Genomic DNA, 19,640 nt, shown 5'->3' with positions numbered 1-19,640 from the left:
TAAAAACCACAAATGAATAAAAAAATTTTATTTGTATACTATCAGAATATTAAAATTGGTGGTGTAGCAAAAGTTCTGACTAATATTACTTCTAATTTAGCAGACCGGGGATATGCTGTCGAGATTCTTTTTCTAATGGCTCCCCATGACGATTTTTATACCGTCAATCCCAAAATCAAAAAACATTATATAGATTCATTTGCAGACAAGTATTCACAGTTTGCGATACATATCAGAGAAAAATATAGTTCTGTTCCTAAAATACATACAGCCTATTCCTATCTTTATGACTGGGGTTCTTATAGGGTATTCCGGGATTGGATCAAGAAAAACCACCACAATTACTCTACTATTGTTACATGTTGGTATAAACTGGCCACCATGCTTTCTTTTGATAAGGAAGTCAGCAAAAAAACTATTGCCTGGGAGCACTCTTCATTCCGGGTAGGTGGAATCCTCTATGATAAAATGCTTAGAAAGAATTATCGGAAGTTAAAATCTATTGTTAGCATCAATAAACCGTCTGTGGAGTATTATGAAAAGCTGAACACTACTTTTTTCATTCCCAATCTTTCGGACGAAATGTATGAAGATCTTACATTTACTCCGAATCATGAAAAAGAGAACATCATCAGTTTTGCTGGCAGACTGGATAAAACTAAAAATGCAATAGAACTGGTTAAGATTTTCAAAGACACGCCTAAACCATCTGATTGGAAACTACAGATCATTGGTGAAGGGTCAGAAAGAGATCATATCGCAGCCTATATTAAAGAGAACAATCTGGAGAAACATGTTTTATTATTAGGACCTAAAGCACCTGAAGAGGTATCCGAATTATTAAAAAAATCAAAGATATTTGTCTTTAGTTCATTAAGTGAGGCATTCGGACTGGTTCTTGTAGAAGCTATGTTCTGCAGTAATGCTATTATCTCCTATGATTGCGAGTTTGGGCCGGCAGATATTATTAATGACCAAAATGGTTTTTTAATACCTTTACATGATAGAAAAATGTTTGCTGAAAAACTTGAATTGTTAATTCATGATGATGAACGGCTAGCTAATCTTATGAGATCCTCTTTTGAAGAATCAAAAAAATGGAGAAAAGAAGCTATATTAGAGGAATGGGACACACTCCTGCAATAACCTATATTATCCGTTTATAGTAAGCAGTAAATATTTTTCACTAAATATAAAGATTCTCCTGAATGAAGAAAAAAATTCTTATACGTATTGGTTCCCTGCGCCATGGAGGTGCAGAAAAGGTTTTAATCAATTTTCTTAAAAACCTTCCTGAAGACAAATATGAAGTTGATCTGTTAATTAATCTCTATACAGGAATGTACATTAAGGAAGTTCCGTCATGGGTTAATCTACATTACCTTCTGAAAGGAGAAATGATTACCACCAACAGGCCTCATGAAATTCCCGTAAAGGCATTCAGGGTACTTTACCAAAAAATGTTTCTTTTATTTCCGTCTCTTCTCTACAAGTTTGTTTTAAAGAACAAAAAATATGATGTAGAAATAGCCGCCATCCATGGGATGTACAGAGAGCTTCTATCCAGCCCGCAAAAAGATTCTAAGAAAATCATCTGGATTCAGAATGATATTTTCAACCTTAAGGAATATACTCCAGATGTAATCCAACAACTTTTCAAGTTTGACAAGATCCTCGTTATTTCCAATAAGCTAAAGGAAGAAATGCAAAAGCTCGCTCACAGCGAAAAAGAAAAACAAGCCGTCATTAAGATCTTTAATCCTATAGATAAAGAAGATACCTTACAAAAGGCAGACATGGAGATCAATGATTTTCCTTTTTCTAAAGAACTTCCAACCTTTGTTACCATTGGAACGGTATATCCGCAGAAAGGCTACGACAGACTTCTTGACGTCCATAAAAAATTAATGGATGAAGGCTTGAAACATCAGATCATTATTATTGGTGATGGGTATGATTTTGAAAATATTCACGGAAAATTGAATCAATTGGGACTTCAGGAAACTGTAAAAATGCTGGGATTCCGAAGCAATCCTTATCCATATCTTAAAAAATCAGACTTTTATGTCATGTCTTCCCGACACGAGGGGTTTCCTACCATTATTGCTGAAGCCCTTATTCTGAATAAGCCTGTAGTTTCTACGGACGTTTCAGGGATCAGAGACTTGTTGCAGGATGGAAAACTGGGTATTATTACTCCAAATTCAGAAGACGGAATCTATGAAGGAATGAAACAATTCCTTACCAATCCGGAACTTTCCACTCAATACGAAAAGGAAGTTTCCCATGCAGATCTCCCATTTGTATTGGAGAAATCGGTAGCACACCTTCAGGAAATTATAGATAAAGTATAAAATATTTGCCATGCCGGATTACACGATAATACAGAAAGATTTTTACAGGGAAAAAGGCCAGTGGCTTTCCACATTTGGAATTTGGAAAAAATGCATTAATCCCAATCTTCATTATATTTATATTTTTAGAAAAGCACAGAAATATCAGAAAAAATCTATCTCTGGACTATTCTGGCGGTTAATTTTAAGGCATTATCAAATTAAATACGGTTTCCAGATTTACCCTGAAACTGAAATTGGAGAAGGGTTTTACCTTGGACATTGGGGCGCACTTGTGATCAACCCTAAGACTAAAATCGGAAAGAACTGCAATATTGCCCAAGGAGTTACCATAGGCCAGCAGAACCGCGGGAAAAATGAGGGATTCCCGGTTATAGGTGATGAAGTATGGATAGGTCCCAACGCTGTTATTGTTGGAAATATAAAGATTGGCAACAATGTATTAATCGCACCAAACGCCTATGTGAATTTTGATGTTCCTAATGATTCTATGGTCATGGGAAATCCCGGAAAGATCTACCCTACTGCAGAGGCAACGAATGGCTATATTAATAACAAAGTATACATCTAGGCTTAGCTCAAATAAATTCTTTCTTAATGAACTTACATCAACACAACTTAACATAACACATTAATAATCAATAATAAATCCCACATCAATATTGTGGGATTTATTATTTTTATTTACTTTTACAAAAAAATAAAGAGAGCTATGCTTTCACTTATTTTTCATAAAACTAAAAACACATACCATGAAAAAAAATACTCAAATTCACACAAGGCAGTTTGAAAACTGTCATTTCCTTATTCTTTTTTATTTCAAAAAATAGCAACAGTTTAAAATTAGAAAACTGTAGACAATCATATGTTTACCGTCTTTGTATTTTCATTATCCGTCAATGAAAAGAACAATATAATTCTAATATTAATCTTCATATTCATTCAAAACACAACACTTAACAATTCCTCGGAACATTATGAAAAAAAAATCTATGCTCAGGGCTCTTGCCGTACTATTTTATATAGTACCTGCCCATGCTTTTTCGAGAGTCTCACCCGTCCTGGGAGAGTACAGTTATGGAAAAGAAGAATTTTCAAGGTCGAGCCGCTATGCTCCACCCTATCTCTATGATTTGGATCCTGGTTTTACCATTCAGCAGAATGTTAACCAAAAAGGACTAACCGTTGTTGAAGGTAAACTTACAAAACCTTTCACCAGTGATGATATCCGAATGGAAATCAAGTACCAAACCCAACAAGGTAACTGGGTAACCGCTTGGTGCAAAATCTTGTATTCTTACAACCAATACAATGAAAACCTTAAAGCTGCTTTTGAATTACCAATCTCTACCTCAGCAACTCATAATCTGAAAATTGAACTCAGCTCGAATTCTAATCTCAGTAACTTCAACAGTGTAGTTTGGAACAAGTCGGTAAATCATTACAAACAAGGGGATTATACAGCTACCAGCTGTGACCTTGATGAAAATGAATATACCATCCTCCTAACTCCTAAAAAAGAAGCCACATTGATCTTAGACAATGCAGGAAAGGTGACTGGTATTAAAGACAGGGTAACATCGGCTCATGCATGGAACAAGCTTGGCAATGTCATCATGAACAATAAAAAGGATGATGTCGTATTTGCTCCAACAAATCCTTCAAGCCTCATCACAGATTCCAATGGGGGCAAATCTATAAAACTAATAAATACAGGAGCCATAAGTGATACATTGGGAGCTACTCCTGAGTTTATCTATCATGCAATGCCTGGACATCCCATACCGTATTTATATAGCTATAATGACCCGGTATATATGTTTGCAGGAAAATTTTCCATCCACGGATTGATGATGAAGTTCAGCCAATGGCCGGGAGAACCTAACGGGCCAGGTTACCATAACTTCAAGAATCCAAACAGTCTGGAAAGCAGATACTTTAACATGTACAATACAATCCATGAAAAACTATCTGATTTCATGACTGATCAGGAACCTATAGTGATTGTATCCAGTTATATTACAGGATTCAGGGTATATAAAAGCAATGGCTCCTATATCAATATTACCAATCTGACCGCTCACAGTAATTACGGAGCACCTCATTTCGGTTATACTAATAATGAAGGAAATGCCCGCAGAGGGCCAGGTTCTGAAGACCTTATCATTTCTCATACTCCTGAAATGACTTTATATGGCATGGGAGCCCTAAGAAATGACGTGACCAACTTCTATCAGCCTGTAAGATCTTTACAAGATATTGAATCGGAAGTATCAAAATTCATTAACTATGTAGGAATCTTCAATGTTCCTTATAATGTTGGAGAATGTGTCAACTCATGCTTCACAGTAAATTCGGGAGCCCTTCCTGACAACAATGCTACAGACTGGACCAAGGCTCCTAACAGCTATATTTTTACAGGAAAAGACAAGAATGGCAATGCCGTAGATGGCCTTTACATCCCCGTTAAAAAAGCATATGAGATGTGGGCAAAAGGAGGCGATTTAATGAAAGATGAACTGAACAATTATACTAAAATTCCAGACGGAGGAATTGCTAAAGCCGGATTATATTGGGAAGATGAAGTGGGATTGATAAAATCAGTTGCACTTGAAGGAAATGGAGAAAATGCTAAAATCAAAGTACTTGTTAATAAGCTTAAAGAAGGAAACGCCGTAGTTTCTTATCGCATCAATGATAAAGTATATTGGACATGGCATGTTTGGGTTACTGATGACCCAACAAATGGAAGTACTTATCATCAAGGATTTGAAGCTGATAAAGAGAACCAACAGGTGACAGACTGGAGATGGATGGACAGAAACCTAGGTGCAACCAATGCTAAGCTTGTAGGTCATGATTTCCACAAATCTGGAGGATTGCAGTATCAATGGGGAAGAAAAGACCCGTTCCCATCAAATTACAAGGATCTCTCTGTATATACCATCAAAGGGGAAGTAGGAACATTAAAAGGTTCTGTTCCCTCAAAATACAGAGGAAATCTATATGCAGCAGCGGACAATACTGGTTTTGACTCTCCTAACGGAAACATTAGATATTCTATTAATAATCCAATCAATCTGATTATTCCTCCTGTCTATGTGTATAAAATTGGAGAAACATTAGTGGATAATGGTGAAAATTATCTGAAACAGGGACCTAATACATCTGATTGGGAAAGGAAAGAACAAACCACCTGGTTCTCTAAAAATAAATATAAATTTTTCAATAAAAATAACCATTACGAAAATGAAACCTGGGACCTATGGGGAGATACTCGTGGTGGAAAATGGGTAAATATGAATACTTCCGACGCAACTGTTGCCAAAGAAAGTAAGCAATATGCCTTGAAATCATCTTTTGACCCATGCCCTTGCGGATGGAGAGTTCCGTCTTTCTACTCATCAGTAGATGCTTCTCCTAAATCCAGTCCATGGGGTAAAACCGGAGGTTTAGGTAATGTAGATATTGTTCCTAATACTCCAAGTGTTCAATACCCTGGAATAAAGGTATATCCCGGATATGGATTTGATTTAAGCAATGTTTCAGACCGAAACTTAGGAATATTGCCAATCACTGGAAATTATGAATATTATCCTCAACCGATGACCTTGGCTAACCGTACCAGTGCGCAGATTGATGCCTTAAGGGATGGTAACAAATTATACAAACAACCATTCATAGGTTTTCAAGATCAGCACAGTGACGGAGCATTGCATGCCTCCACCTTTTTCTCTTCCATCAGCCCAGGAGAAGCTCCCGTTACAGGAACAAGAGGACTTTTCCTTATATCAGATGCAGGAAACGTACCTAACCACTCAAATCTGGGATGGCATAATATCGCATACAACCGAGTTTTAGAAGGAAACACTTATGAAACAAGAGCTGTACGTTGTATAAAGGATCCGAATAATGCTTATATGCCCGCAGAATTTGAAGCAGAATATATTGCCTCATCTCCTGTACAATATTCATTGGAAACCCTTAAAGGATGGACAAAAGAACCTAATAGCTATATTGAGTATACAAATTCAACATTAGCAACAACCACTCCGGCTGATAAGGATAGAATAATTGATATTCCTTTAAGAAAGGCCTATGCAATGTACAAACTATACTTATCTGAGAATAATGATTTTCCTACGGGAAGTGCCAAGTCAACATCCATTGTTTGGGCAACTGACAAAACTTTAATTTCAAAAATTGAGATTATAGATGGATCTATTGAAGATGCCAAATTAAGAGTAACACTGAATGAAAACAAAGCTGGTAATGCCGTAGTTGCATTTCATTTGGGAAATTCAGGACAGTGGGTAAACAATAACAACAATGACCCGATTATTTGGAGCTGGCATATATGGGTTCCACAGTCTATTGTACAGCAACAAGCTGAATTCACTACAGAAACGGTTGCCAATGGGGGTCTTAAATCTGATTCAAGCAACCAGTTTGTTAATCCTGCCAACAGTTATTATGGAGTTCCTTTAAAAACTATTTTAATGGATAGAGATTTAGGAGCACAAATGCCTTTTATTGATACACACATGGCGTTACCTGCAGAATCAACCACCGATCCTCTATCTTACAATCCGGCTAATCCAACGGCTGAAAATAGTTTAAGGGTATTGCAGATAAAAAACAGTGGTGGTATGCACTTCCAATGGGGAAGAAAAGATCCAATACCGGTATTCTACAATCCTGGAGGCTTCTACAATACCTATCGCTCATTCAATGTGTATACTATTTTTAAACAGACAGGCATAAGCGGTACTACCCCAATATATTCTGCAGCAATTAACAATACAAATTACGAAGCAAATTATACTAAAGAATATTCTACATATTCAAATATAATCAGTGCAAATGATGCAACATCAGACAGGATTAAAAAAATCATAAAATATTCTGTAAACAATCCGTTTATCTTTATGTATAGTAACTCCACGAGTACAGTTAAAGACTGGTTATCTGATGAGAATGGACTTCTTCCAAATCGTTGGGGTCACGCTACGGAAAAATCTCCGTATGACCCTTGTCCTGAAGGATGGAGAATACCAGACTTGCAGGGTACATCTGCAGAGGGAGTCAATATATTTGATGGATATTTAGCCTATGCCAAAGGTAACTCACCTTGGTTTTACAATGCTAAGTTCAGTATCCTGCAGTCAGGAGTTTATAAGAACTTCTATGGAATAGATCCATCAGATGTAAATGCCTATGTAAGTAATGAGTCTTATAATGTTAATAAAATGACTTATCTAGGTGGATATGTAAGGGTAATACCTACCAGCAAATTACCTATACGATATGGATATATTCTAAACAGACCTGAATATAACATTGGAACTTTTGCCAATAATGGTATCCGAGGTTTTGCAGGAGGAAAAACACTTGACGACATCGTAACACCAGATGTAACAGCCCAACTTAGAAGATCTGGCATCTGGACTTCTGCACCGATAGGAACTGGAGGACAAGCCGCAGGAATGTATTTCAATGCAGAAATTACAACCGGAGCTAATGATAAGCTATATTTCCTTAACCCATCTTTTGCTTTTTCTCCACAGGCAGGAATGTCTTGCCGTTGTGCAAAAATACAGTATGATGGCTTGGGTAATGAAATAGCTAGATATGATCCTAATGCTGTTCCTGTACCTAAGGATGCCTTTAGAAAAGCATCTAGTACTTTTGAACAAGCCAAGGTTACAGAAATGATTGTAAAGGACAAACTAACTGTTTTCCCGAATCCGGTAAAAAACATTCTGTACATCAAGCCTAATGAGGTTAAAGAATATTATTATCAGATTTACAATATGTCTGGACAGCTTATCAAGTCTGGTAAGTTTGAAAATGAGAAGACAGATCTTTCTTCTTTAATATCCGGAGCTTATTTAGTAAGAATTAATAATTCTGAAACACTGGTTAAAATTATTAAAGAGTAATATTTATTATTCTAAATTTAAGCGGTCCCGATTGGGACCGTTTTTTTTATGTAAAAACTTCTAAACACTAACTTTCAAATTTCTATTAATAAAATAAGCCACCAATATATTAGGAATCCAGGATAACCAAGCTACAATAATGTAGGAATTATCCGGATCGTCAGTGATACTCTTTAAAACGGGAAGCCAGATTCTTAATGTCACCGCAGCAAACGTACAGGCATAACTGTAAATCATGAATTGCTGGTGCTTTACCACATTCCCTTTCCTGATTTGCACTACCGCTACCATAGTCGTAATCAACCAGATAGTCCCTAGGAAAATAAACCCACCACAGGATACTATGCCTCCATTGGCATAAAATCCCATGTAGATAGCAGAAACAGAACTTATCAGCACTGACATTACATAGAACTTCCCAATACTTCTGTGTATTCTGATGTATTTATTCCTGAACTTACTCCCAAACTGGCGCCAGCCTATAAAGAGAGAAATTCCGCCAAAAATGATATGAGCAAAAAAAGCAATTCTCCAGATCAGATTATGAAGTATCTCAGGAGATTTAGAGCCTAAAAAAGTATATTTATGTTCAACAAAAACATAAATTAAAGGATACGCACCGATAAGCAATGCAAAAATACAGATGATGACAAATAGAAGTTTCTTCATGACAGTTGATTAATTTTCCAGCAAAAATGAGCATAAAGAAAGGCTCAACTGTTCCAAAATGAAAGATGAAACAAATATTATATCACTTATTATCTGACACTTACTCTTCTAAAGTAAGATTTTGACTTTTTAGAAACTCTCTTGGTGAACAGTTCATATATTTTTTAAAATTCCGGTTAAATGAAGTCTTGGAATTGAACCCACTTTCAAAAGCTAATGATAAAATCGTGTATTTTTGATTTTCAGGAAGTGTTGCTATTTTTTTGAACTCTTCAATTCGTTGTCGGTTAATGTAATCATAAAAGTTTTTGTTTTCCACCGAATTAATGGTCTGGGATAATATGTTCGGATGAACATCCAGCAGCTGCGCAACATGATTCAGATTCAAATCCGAATCTTTATACAGCTTTTCATAATTCATCTTATAAACAAGTCTTTCATAGATGGCTTGTATAACATCATCCCCCGGAGAGTTCTTCTGATACTTTATCACCTCATTATCAGATTCTTTTTCATCGGACACCTCATCTACAATAGGTAAGCCCAAAATACCCACTCGGCTGATTCCAAAGTAAGCTGCGACCAGAATAAACAACACAACCATGGAAAAAATAAGAATATTGTTCCTTATGATAACTGCAATCCATATGAACGCAATTCCTGTAATCAGATAATATGACCAATTCAGGTTAATTTTTTCAGTATTAGAGTACTGGTTGGAAATTTCTTTCTTGTATTTCCTGACCGCAAGGAGACTTAAACCAACATAGACTATTCCGGACAAGATCATTAAAAATTTGAGAACATCGCTCAATACCTCATATCCTTTACCCCTATTCTGATAAACCAACAGCCTCTCCTGAGGCGACAACATCAAAAATTGAAGTAAAACTATATAAATCATTAAAACAGGCATACAATGCAGCAACCAGATCTTCCAATTCAGCTTTCTGCCCGTCAGACTCAAAATATACAGATACAGCATCGGGCCATGCATGAAAGGAAAAGGAAGTTCAAATCCAATAAGATAAGGATATTTCAGATAGCCTTCTGAGCGAAACAATACAAAAAAAACAAGATGAGCCCCTATAATCAGAAACCAAACCGCCAAAAGAAAATCTGATGTTCTCTTTTGTTGCTTTCCCAAAATCAGAAAAGATGAAAAACAGGCAATAAAAATTCCTGCCAAGTAAAATATCCCCAGATCGAAATCTTCCATTGAAACTATAGGATTAAAATCAATGCCTTAATTTATTCATTTTTCTACAGTAAATAATGATTTATTTTGAATATCATGATCTGCCGTTTTTTAGAGCAACATCAAAATTTAAAAAAATTTTAATGTTCAAATCTCGAATTATAATTTATACTTCGTAATTTTATCTTAGATTTTAAACGTTTGGATTATCGAATAGCTACCATTTACTCTAAGGCAAAGTATATCGGAATATTAGATATGATTTTAAGCATATTTTAATATTAAACTTTGTTAAAAGTAAGTGATTTTTCTGCAAAAAGTATATTTTTGCACAATTATTGATTTAGTCTATTGATTTTGAAAATAATTTAAACGAAATAAATAATTATAAACCTTTTTAAATTTTTAAAATTATGTCACAATCGTACGAAGTTATTTTTGAAAACAATAGAAAATGGGTAGAATCTAAAGTTTCAGAAGATCCACATTTCTTCCATGAGCTAGCAAAAACTCAGCATCCTGACTATCTTTATATAGGATGTTCAGACAGTAGAGCAACAGCAGAAGAATTGATGGGTGCAAAACCGGGAGAGGTTTTTGTTCACAGAAATATTGCTAATGTTGTCAATACTTTAGACATGAGTTCCACGGCGGTTATTCAATATGCTGTAGAACATCTTAAAGTAAAGCACATTATTGTATGTGGGCACTACAACTGCGGTGGCGTAAAAGCAGCGATGACTCCTCAGGATTTAGGATTATTAAATCCATGGCTGAGAAATATTCGTGATGTTTATAGATTGCACCAAGCTGAGCTTGATTCTATTGAAGATGAAGATAAGCGTTATGACAGACTTGTAGAACTTAACGTTCAGGAGCAGTGCATCAACGTAATTAAAATGGCCTGCGTACAGGAAAGGTATATCTTAGAAGAGCAACCTATTGTACACGGCTGGGTATTTGACCTTAGAACAGGTAAAATTATTGATCTGGAAATTGATTTTGAGAAAATCTTAAAAGACATTCAAAAGATCTACAACCTTACAAGTTCTGATTGGGTAATGAGCAGAAAGACTAAATAGTTTTTCAAAAAAAGAATGTAAAATGAAATTCTGGAGCATTATTGTATTAACGTTTTTTCTGAATTTTACAGCGCTGCCAAGCATTGCTGCGGTGGCAGGCTGGGATATTCTGAGAACGAATATAATAATCAATGAAGAAGAACCACATTCTCACCCATCCTCATTTATTGTTTATGAAAAGACCCTTCCAAAGCCTTTGGATGTCTTCGATTATCTGAAATTTTCTGAACCTGATCTTCAGGGGATGTCTTTTATACTGGTAGATGATTCTTTTCATCTATCACCTTTACTCACTATATTTTCTCCGCCTCCGGAAGCTTAATTTTTAAGTATAATTAGATTATTTTGTACACTCCGTTCATGCCATTTTCTGGCACTGAACATCATGTACGTGCTTTAAAATTAATTTTCCAATCTTTTATAATTGATTATTTAGAAATAAGTCGATCGGTTATAATATTTTCAAAAATATCATGAAAAAAACATCATTATTAGGAGGAATCAAGGAGAATTTCCCTTCCGGGCTCGTTGTATTCTTAGTAGCGCTTCCCCTGTGCTTAGGAATCGCCTTAGCTTCGGGAGCACCCCCTTTATCCGGAGTTATTTCCGGAATTGTAGGAGGTCTTGTAGTAGGATTTCTTAGTAATTCAAATATTTCGGTTTCAGGACCGGCGGCAGGTCTTACTGCTATTGTTCTTACCGCAATTACCGACCTTGGAGCATTTGAACTGTTTCTTTGTGCCGGAATCATAGCAGGATTAATTCAATTGATCCTAGGATTTGTCAGAGCAGGTAGTATTTCCAATTATTTCCCAAATAACGTTATTGAGGGAATGCTTGCCGCTATTGGGATCATCATTATTCTAAAGCAAATTCCCCATGCACTAGGGTTTGATAAAGATTATGAAGGAAACCAGTCTCTTTTCAGCAATGGAATTAATTTTAATTATTTCACAGAGCTGTTTGGAGCTGTTCATCTGGGTGCAATTATTGTAACTGCAGTATCTGTAGGTATCCTTATTCTATGGGACAAGATACCAGGTCTTAGAAAACTAAAGATGTTACCGGGTGCACTGGTTGCCGTAGTTGCAGGAATACTTTTAAATGAAGCATTCAAATTGTCAGGAAGTGCATTGGCTATTGGTACAGAGCATTTAGTCTCTTTACCTGTTCCAAAATCTTTAGAGGATTTCAAAAATTTGATCGTAATGCCTGACTTTGGAGGATTTACCAATCCTAAAGTATGGATCGTGGGAGCAACTATTGCCATTGTAGCTTCTATTGAAACCTTACTTTGTATTGAAGCATCAGACAGATTAGATCAACAAAGAAGAATTACAGATACCAACTTAGAACTTAAAGCTCAGGGAATAGGAAACCTTATAAGCTCATTCATTGGAGGGCTTCCTATGACATCCGTAGTGGTAAGAAGTTCTGCTAACGCCAATGCAGGTGCTACATCCAAAACATCAGCCATGATCCACGGAGTTCTTCTATTGGTATGTGTACTTACCATCCCTTTCATCCTAAACCTTATACCGCTTGCAACTCTAGCAGCAGTATTGATCCTTGTAGGATATAAACTAGCTAAACCTGCTACGTTCAAGCATTTCTGGCATCTTGGAAAATTCCAGTTTGTACCATTTGTAGCTACCGTTGTTGCAGTTGTAGCAACAGACTTGTTAAAAGGAGTTGGAATTGGTCTTGCCATCTCTATTTTCTACATTCTTCAGGGAAATATGAAAAGAGCTTATTATTTAAGCAGAGAAAAGCTAGATGATGCCGATGGAATCAAGATCAAGCTGGCTGAAGAAGTTTCTTTCTTAAACAAGGCTGCTATCAAAAAAACATTGAAGAACATTAAACCTAATTCCAATGTGATCATCGACGCAAGAGAAACCTCATATATTGCAACAGATGTATTGGAAATGATTCAGGATTTTGCCAATATCCGTGCAAAGGAAGAGGATATCAATGTAGAGCTCTTAGGCTTTAAAACTTCATACAGAGATTATGAAAGAAGTGAAGATTCTCACATCTTAATCACCCACAAAAGAGCTATGTAAGCTCACTTATCATCAACTATTTTAAATTTTAAAATTCGAAAAACAATTAAATTATATGAAAGCACATACATACGAAACCCAGTCATCAATTACCCCTGAAAAAGCATTAGATTTTTTGAAAGAAGGAAACCAAAGGTTTGTAAACAATCTTAAAGCAAACAGAGATCTTCTGGAGCAGGTAAATGCTACCCGTGAAGGACAGTGGCCATTTGCTGTAGTTTTAAGCTGTATAGACAGCCGTACTTCTGCAGAACTTATTTTTGATCAAGGGCTGGGAGATGTTTTCAGTATCAGAATTGCCGGTAATTTTGTTAATCAGGATATTCTTGGTTCAATGGAATTCGGATGTAACGTTGCAGGTTCTAAACTGATCGTAGTTTTAGGGCACACAAAATGTGGTGCTTTAAAAGGAGGTCTTGATGCTGCACAAATTGAAGGACTGGGAATGGATAACCTAAACCACCTGATCAATCATTTTGATCCAATCATCAAAGAAGTGATTGAAGAAAATGAAGAACGTTCATCAAAAAACAGCTCACTTTTGGAAAGACTTAATCAGCAGAATGTAAAAAATGCAATTGAAGACATCCGTAGAGAGAGTTCAACACTTAGAAAGCTTGAAGAAGACGGTAAAATTAAAATCGTTGGAGCTAATTACGATGTTGAGACAGGCGCTGTAAGCTGGTTATAACATCATTTCATTTCAGCTAGTTACAAAAAAATAATAGACAAAATAGAGCATCGCTCAGATAAATTGATTGGAAATTAATTTTTAAAGCACGTCAGAAGGCCATCGGGAATCCGATGGCCTTTTTATGTATTCCAATTGAAATTCAATTATTTTCTATAAAAATATCTGTTCCGGATAAAAACAAGCTTACGCTTTACTTACCATTGAAAGCTGACATTGTATTGCTTATTCCCGCAAATACAAAGGAAAGACTGGCTTTTGAAAAAGTCTCAATTCTCTCGGAAAGTTTCTCAGTTTCTTCTTCGTTCCAGGTTCCCAGCACATAATCTACTTGTCGGCCTGTAGAAAAATCTGCAGAGATTCCAAAGCGAAGTCTTGCATAATTTTGAGTCTGGAGTACTTCATTGATATTTTTCAATCCGTTATGCCCTGCATCAGAGCCTTTACCTTTCATTCTTAATGTTCCAAAAGGAAGAGCCAAGTCATCTGTCACGATCAATACATTCTCCAAGGGAATATTTTCTTTCTGCATCCAGTATCTTACGGCATTTCCTGAAAGATTCATATAGGTATCAGGTTTAAGGACAAAAACTTTTCTACCCTTGTACTTTCCTTCTGCCATCCAACCGAAGTTAGCTGTATTAAATGATACTTCAAGTGCTTCAGCTATTTTCTCTGCAACTTTAAATCCTATATTGTGTCGTGTATTTTCATATTCTGAGCCTTTATTCCCCAGCCCAACTATTAAATATTTCATCAGAAATTTTTTGCAAAATTAAGGGATAAAAAATAAAAAACTCAACCTTAGGAAGATTGAGTTTAAATATTGTTAAAAAACTATTCTATTGTGGTTTATAGATGTAGTTAACACCATATCCTTTTGTCATATAGGTCTGTAGATCATATGCATAATTAGTACTCTTTACAACCGGAACAGGAATAGGCACTGTCAAATCAGTAACTGACCATCTTTTCGGGTTATTTGGAGATAGAATAAGACTTTCTTTATCGTTGATTATAGTAGATAATAATCTCGAAATCTTATAGGCCTGTGGTAATAATGTGAATGGGCTGATCTGATCGTCATACGCATAATACTCATAGCTGTATTTTTTAGTAGGTGCATTATTGATAAGTCCATAATGTCTTATAACTTTAGATACATTATCCCCAACATAAGAATAAGCTGTTTTTGAGTAATTTGTAAATGCGAACTGAGTTCCAGTAACCTCCACCCCATTCTTCATATTGATAGAATCCAGTTTTGCAGTTACAGGGTTGTATACTATTGTGTAAAGAGATTTTTCTTTACTTAATAATGTCTGAGGTCCAGGTGCTGTTGCTGGCGGAACAGCCGGTGTTCTTCTGAAGATAGAACGGTTCTCAGAGATCGTTTGTAACTTACTGTTGTTTCCATAATTGAACAATTGACTATACGATACACTATCCTTATCAATTTTTCCGTTTCCATCCAGATCCAGGAAACCATTAAAGGTAATCTGGCTTATTTTATCACCACTATACATAATATCTGTAATAGATGCACTGTCTGTAATTACTTTGGTAACAAGAAGCCCACTATAATGATATTCTGCAAGAGTGTCCTTAGCTGTAATTTCTCTATATAATGCTCTAGGCCCATTCAGACCTCCTGTATTATTCAGATCCAATAAAGGATTCCCGTCTTCATCCAATAAATTTTTGCAGGAATGTATTGAAGAAAAGCCTGCAATTAATAAGATAAAATAGAAAATTTGTTTCATTTTCAGGTAATTGATTATTTTTTTGACAAATATAATTTTTTTTTGCATAAAAATTATATTATTATTTATATTCTGATAAGATTAATAATTATATCTATCCTATAAGTTTTTATAAGTAAATGTAAATTTCTGATTTTTTTCTGCCATAGGATACCCTTGATTATCATATGAATAACTCTGACCCGTATTCACAGACGGTGTTGGAGGTGGCATATCAAAATACATTGATGTAGGATTATTCGGAGACATCTTATAGAAATTGGTAGGATCCACTAAACTTCTTACTATAAAATAGTTCTTAGGAAGTAAAGAAAATGCACTTTTCTTTGAATCATAATTTTGAAAACTATAGGTTGTCTTCACTGCAGTTGTCATTTCAGGGGCACCAGTGATATCCAATATTCCTTTTTTGCAAACTGTCTGAGAAATATTATCTCCGGAGTAGACAAAGGTATATTCGATGAACTTATTATAGGCAGATATTCCGCCTTCTTTTCTTTTTTCAAGAATCTTAGTAAGCTTATCTGTTGCATCATAGGTGAAAGCATAATCACTTAAATGAGAAAGTGCAGGAGTTGCTCCTGTTGCGGTACATGATACTGAAGAGATTTTTCCCTTTTCACCCGGTACAATATCAAAACTATAACTAAGGCTACCAGTAGCTGGGCTTACAAATTTAACTTTAGTGATGTTTTTTTTCGTATTATCTCCAGGATCATCGGTATACGTTAATGTACCTGTATAATAGGTATTAACAGCTTTTTCATCTTTAAATAAATTTTGCTGCAGAACACCTTTATTGGTTGAGATATATTCTTCATAAAGGTTGGTATCCATCATAACCTTTGTAAGAATTTTTGGCACTACAGGGCCTTCATCAGGATTCGGTACGGACTCAGTAGGGTCCTGTGTTGTATTACATGAAGCCAGCAAACCAAAAAGAGCAATACCGGCAAACATTCTAAGAAAATAGTTTTTTACCATAAAAAAATTTTAACTTGCTCAAATATAATTCAATTTTCAACAAAAAGTAGTACTTTATCCTTACAAATTCACAAAGAACAGAGTTAATAAACGAAAAAATCTAAAAACATAACGTTTTTAGATTCTAATTTATTATATAAGTCCGAAAATTAATACGGCTGAAGTACAGATGTTGTTAATACAGACTGTGACATATCACTGTTTAGGAATGTTGCGTCCACAGCTCTTCCGATACCAAGTGTATTACCCGAAATTGCTCTTTTTATGCAGGCAACTTTTACTTTATATTGATTTTTAGGAGTAAGATTAGCTAATGTAGCATTAAGGTTAAAAATTTTATAAGCTCCACTTTCTCCCAATAATACCTCCGTTCTTACTGCTTTAAGCGCATCATCTACAAAAACTCCGCATGCAAAACTTGCAGAATTATTTCCTGTTTTTTGCACTGTTGTCTGAAATGAGAATGTCACTTTATTATTACCATTGGTAACAGAAAAAGTATCTGAAGCCGAAGGAATTACAGTCCATCCATTTATGGAATTCCCTTCATAATAAGGAACAGATTGCCCGTTATTTCCTGAGAAAGAAACTCCTGTCTTATCCGCAACGGTATTGATAGAAAATAAAGACATACTTCCCATCCCATCAGCAATTTTGACAGCCTTCCAATCATTGGCCGGCAAATCAGTATTATTGTGAAAAATATCTCCGGCTAGCCCCGATGATCCTTTTAAATTATTAGTACCTCCGGTCCTTAACTCTTTTCTGACATTGATATCTCCATTCACATCAAGCATATTAACAGGACTGGCTGTATTAATACCCACCTGAGCGCCTGCAAATCCGATAAACAATAAAAATTGAATAAAAAATATTTTTTTCATAATTGGTTTTTAATTTACTATTATCGGGTTAAATACTTCTGGAACCTCATATACATCTACCTTTAAAGATGACTGTGCAATGAAATCATTGATATTTGTACTGGTATTTGTTCCGACGGATAGTTTTCTAAAGCTTTCCCCATAGGAAGCCAGTCTTGAGCAAGCTACATCTACTTTATGATTTCCCTTGGGAAGATTCTCTACAATACCAATTTGATTATGGGTAAGGAAAGGAAAAGAAGAGTTGATTGCCTTTAAGTTTCTCTGTCTAAGATTAATCAATTTATTGTCTACAAAAATACCGCATGCATAATCTATTGAAGTATCGTCAGCATTGGTAGCAAGGGTAGAAAAATCTGCCTGTACCACAGTTTCAAACTGGAAATAAGCTTTACTCTCTGTACTGAAAACAGTAATATCCTGTGACAATCCCGCAATTTTTTTAAATCCTTTCAAACTGCTAAGATCAGCTCCTTTCACAAATGTAGCAGCCTTAGAAGTCGTTGAACTGACCTCATCACTGGATGCAAATGTAATTCCCACCTTGTCTGAAAAGGAGTTATTGAATATCAAATAAAATTTATTGGTTTCATATTCAGGAATACGAAGTGTTTTCCATATTGGAGCAAAACCTTCACCCTGAGAAACCAGTAACTGATCATTATTTCCTTGGGAAAGGCTATTATCAGTAGTATTGAGTACAACAATTTTTTGTCTTAGGTTCAGATCTCCGTTTACGTCAATTTTCGCTTTCGGAGAATCTGTATTGATTCCAACCTGAGCTGACAATAGTAAGCCCGAGGCAAGAAATAAGGTCGATAATATTTTTTTCATCACTTAATTATTGGTTTTATAACTTACATATTCAATGACATCCATCTTCATGGTAGATTCCAGAGTAAATGCATTGGATGCACCATTGGAAGACTGAACATCACGTCCAATTGCAAATTGAGAAAGAGAGCTTGAAGTAGTAATCTTTCTACATCCAATTTCAATTTTGTGTAATCCTACCGGAACATCAAGTTCTGTATAATTAAGAGTGAAAATATAATCCTGAAGACCGCCTTTTGCATTGTTATTATTGGAAGCTACTCTGTCCGGACGTACCGCAACCAGCTTACCATTTCTGAAAACGCCACAGGCAAATCTTATGTTTTGTGAAGTTGTAGATACAGGTGCTTTCATTTCAATCCCAGTCTGAAACTGATAAGTAAGTCTGTTTTTTCCATTCTTGATGGTAAAACTATTTTCAAGACCTGTAATTTTAGCCCATTTTCCTTTGCCGGTATCTGTGATATCATCTCCAACATTATTTGTGTAGATACCATCACCCGCAACGCCATTAGAAAGAGATCCAATACCCGTTTGATCTGACGACAGATATGAATTAGTCAATTTATACTGTCCCTCTTCCATAAAGGATACATTCAATGATTTCCAAACAGGAGCTTGTCCCTCTCCTTGGGAAACCAAAACCTGGCCATTCAATCCTGCACTTCCTGCCTGAGTTGAAGACCCGCCTACTCTAAGTTCTTTTCTTAAGGTGGTTTTACCATTTACATCGAGCATTGATTTTGGTTTATCAGTACCGATTCCCACCTGTGCGTTAGCATAGAAAGATAGAAGTCCAGCCGCGCAACAAAATATAATTTTTTTCATAATAAGGACTGCAAAGGTACAAATTGAAGTCCATAAAATTCCAGTTACACCTACTTAAACCCATAGAAATAAACACATTACAACATAGAATTAATCACACGCAAAAGTAGAATTATTTCTACATAACTCTATTTTCAATCTCCTTTTCAAACAACAAAACATCCCAAACCCTTACTGTACCGCGTTTTAAGAACTTTTTTTAATCATTAAAAGGTGATTTTCACCCTGTTAAAAGAGGTTTAATTCTCTTAAGAATGAGTATTTTTAAACAAAAAACTGATAACAATCACAAAAAAACATATAAAAACTTAAATTTTTATATGTTTTTTATCGTTTTCGGTAAAC

16 protein-coding genes are annotated in these 19,640 nt (G+C 35.5%); 8 read left to right on the top strand and 8 right to left on the bottom strand.

What is annotated here, in order from left to right; genetic code table 11:
• Nucleotides 1–12 precede the first annotated feature (12 nt).
• From C1638_RS12455 to C1638_RS12440, 4 genes are all read left to right on the top strand, one after another.
• Nucleotides 13–1,146 (top strand): glycosyltransferase, encoded by a 1,134-nt coding sequence (locus C1638_RS12455; protein ID WP_109621413.1) that lies wholly within the window; start codon nt 13–15, stop codon nt 1,144–1,146.
• 62 nt (nt 1,147–1,208) lie between these two features.
• The gene (locus C1638_RS12450; protein ID WP_109621411.1) at nt 1,209–2,354 is read left to right on the top strand and encodes a glycosyltransferase; all 1,146 of its coding nucleotides are present in this window, start codon (nt 1,209–1,211) and stop codon (nt 2,352–2,354) included.
• A gap of 10 nt (nt 2,355–2,364) precedes the next feature.
• Nucleotides 2,365–2,925 (top strand): serine O-acetyltransferase, encoded by a 561-nt coding sequence (locus C1638_RS12445; protein WP_109621409.1) that lies wholly within the window; start codon nt 2,365–2,367, stop codon nt 2,923–2,925.
• 406 nt (nt 2,926–3,331) lie between these two features.
• Complete coding sequence (locus C1638_RS12440) at nt 3,332–8,296, top strand: T9SS type A sorting domain-containing protein (protein ID WP_109621407.1); 4,965 nt, start codon at nt 3,332–3,334, stop codon at nt 8,294–8,296.
• Nucleotides 8,297–8,356: 60 nt separating this feature from the next.
• On the opposite strand, the gene C1638_RS12435 is transcribed toward C1638_RS12440, so the two are convergent.
• Together C1638_RS12435 and C1638_RS12430 are read right to left on the bottom strand one after the other, a co-directional pair.
• Nucleotides 8,357–8,965 carry a DUF2306 domain-containing protein gene (locus tag C1638_RS12435; protein WP_109621405.1) on the bottom strand — a complete coding sequence of 203 codons (609 nt, stop codon included), beginning with the start codon at nt 8,963–8,965 and terminating at the stop codon, nt 8,357–8,359.
• Nucleotides 8,966–9,065: 100 nt separating this feature from the next.
• Nucleotides 9,066–10,184: a helix-turn-helix domain-containing protein gene (locus tag C1638_RS12430; protein WP_109621403.1), complete on the bottom strand. Its 1,119-nt coding sequence runs from the start codon at nt 10,182–10,184 to the stop codon at nt 9,066–9,068.
• A 392-nt stretch (nt 10,185–10,576) separates the two neighbouring features.
• On the opposite strand from C1638_RS12430, the gene C1638_RS12425 reads away from it, so the two are divergent.
• From C1638_RS12425 to C1638_RS12410, 4 genes are all read left to right on the top strand, one after another.
• The gene (locus C1638_RS12425) at nt 10,577–11,245 is read left to right on the top strand and encodes a carbonic anhydrase (protein ID WP_109621401.1); all 669 of its coding nucleotides are present in this window, start codon (nt 10,577–10,579) and stop codon (nt 11,243–11,245) included.
• Nucleotides 11,246–11,267: 22 nt separating this feature from the next.
• Nucleotides 11,268–11,567 (top strand): hypothetical protein, encoded by a 300-nt coding sequence (locus tag C1638_RS12420; protein WP_076353146.1) that lies wholly within the window; start codon nt 11,268–11,270, stop codon nt 11,565–11,567.
• 151 nt (nt 11,568–11,718) lie between these two features.
• Complete coding sequence (locus C1638_RS12415) at nt 11,719–13,311, top strand: SulP family inorganic anion transporter (RefSeq protein WP_109621399.1); 1,593 nt, start codon at nt 11,719–11,721, stop codon at nt 13,309–13,311.
• 55 nt (nt 13,312–13,366) lie between these two features.
• On the top strand, nt 13,367–14,002 hold the full coding sequence (locus C1638_RS12410) for a carbonic anhydrase family protein (RefSeq protein WP_109621397.1): 636 nt from the start codon (nt 13,367–13,369) through the stop codon (nt 14,000–14,002).
• A gap of 193 nt (nt 14,003–14,195) precedes the next feature.
• On the opposite strand, the gene pth is transcribed toward C1638_RS12410, so the two are convergent.
• The 6 genes from pth to C1638_RS12380 form a co-directional block, all read right to left on the bottom strand.
• Nucleotides 14,196–14,759, bottom strand: coding sequence for an aminoacyl-tRNA hydrolase (gene pth / locus C1638_RS12405; RefSeq protein WP_109621395.1), 564 nt, complete (start codon nt 14,757–14,759; stop codon nt 14,196–14,198).
• Nucleotides 14,760–14,844: 85 nt separating this feature from the next.
• The gene (locus tag C1638_RS12400) at nt 14,845–15,765 is read right to left on the bottom strand and encodes a hypothetical protein (protein WP_109621773.1); all 921 of its coding nucleotides are present in this window, start codon (nt 15,763–15,765) and stop codon (nt 14,845–14,847) included.
• 99 nt (nt 15,766–15,864) lie between these two features.
• Nucleotides 15,865–16,749 carry a hypothetical protein gene (locus C1638_RS12395; protein ID WP_109621393.1) on the bottom strand — a complete coding sequence of 295 codons (885 nt, stop codon included), beginning with the start codon at nt 16,747–16,749 and terminating at the stop codon, nt 15,865–15,867.
• 149 nt (nt 16,750–16,898) lie between these two features.
• The gene (locus C1638_RS12390) at nt 16,899–17,633 is read right to left on the bottom strand and encodes a hypothetical protein (protein ID WP_109621390.1); all 735 of its coding nucleotides are present in this window, start codon (nt 17,631–17,633) and stop codon (nt 16,899–16,901) included.
• A gap of 9 nt (nt 17,634–17,642) precedes the next feature.
• On the bottom strand, nt 17,643–18,467 hold the full coding sequence (locus C1638_RS12385; RefSeq protein WP_109621388.1) for a hypothetical protein: 825 nt from the start codon (nt 18,465–18,467) through the stop codon (nt 17,643–17,645).
• 3 nt (nt 18,468–18,470) lie between these two features.
• Complete coding sequence (locus C1638_RS12380; protein ID WP_109621386.1) at nt 18,471–19,295, bottom strand: hypothetical protein; 825 nt, start codon at nt 19,293–19,295, stop codon at nt 18,471–18,473.
• Nucleotides 19,296–19,640: the final 345 nt, after the last annotated feature.

This window comes from Chryseobacterium oncorhynchi, from assembly GCF_002899895.1.
Classification (GTDB): domain Bacteria; phylum Bacteroidota; class Bacteroidia; order Flavobacteriales; family Weeksellaceae; genus Chryseobacterium; species Chryseobacterium oncorhynchi.
The sequence above is the reverse complement of the archived record's forward strand: the minus strand, read 5'-3'. Positions and strand labels throughout refer to the sequence as shown.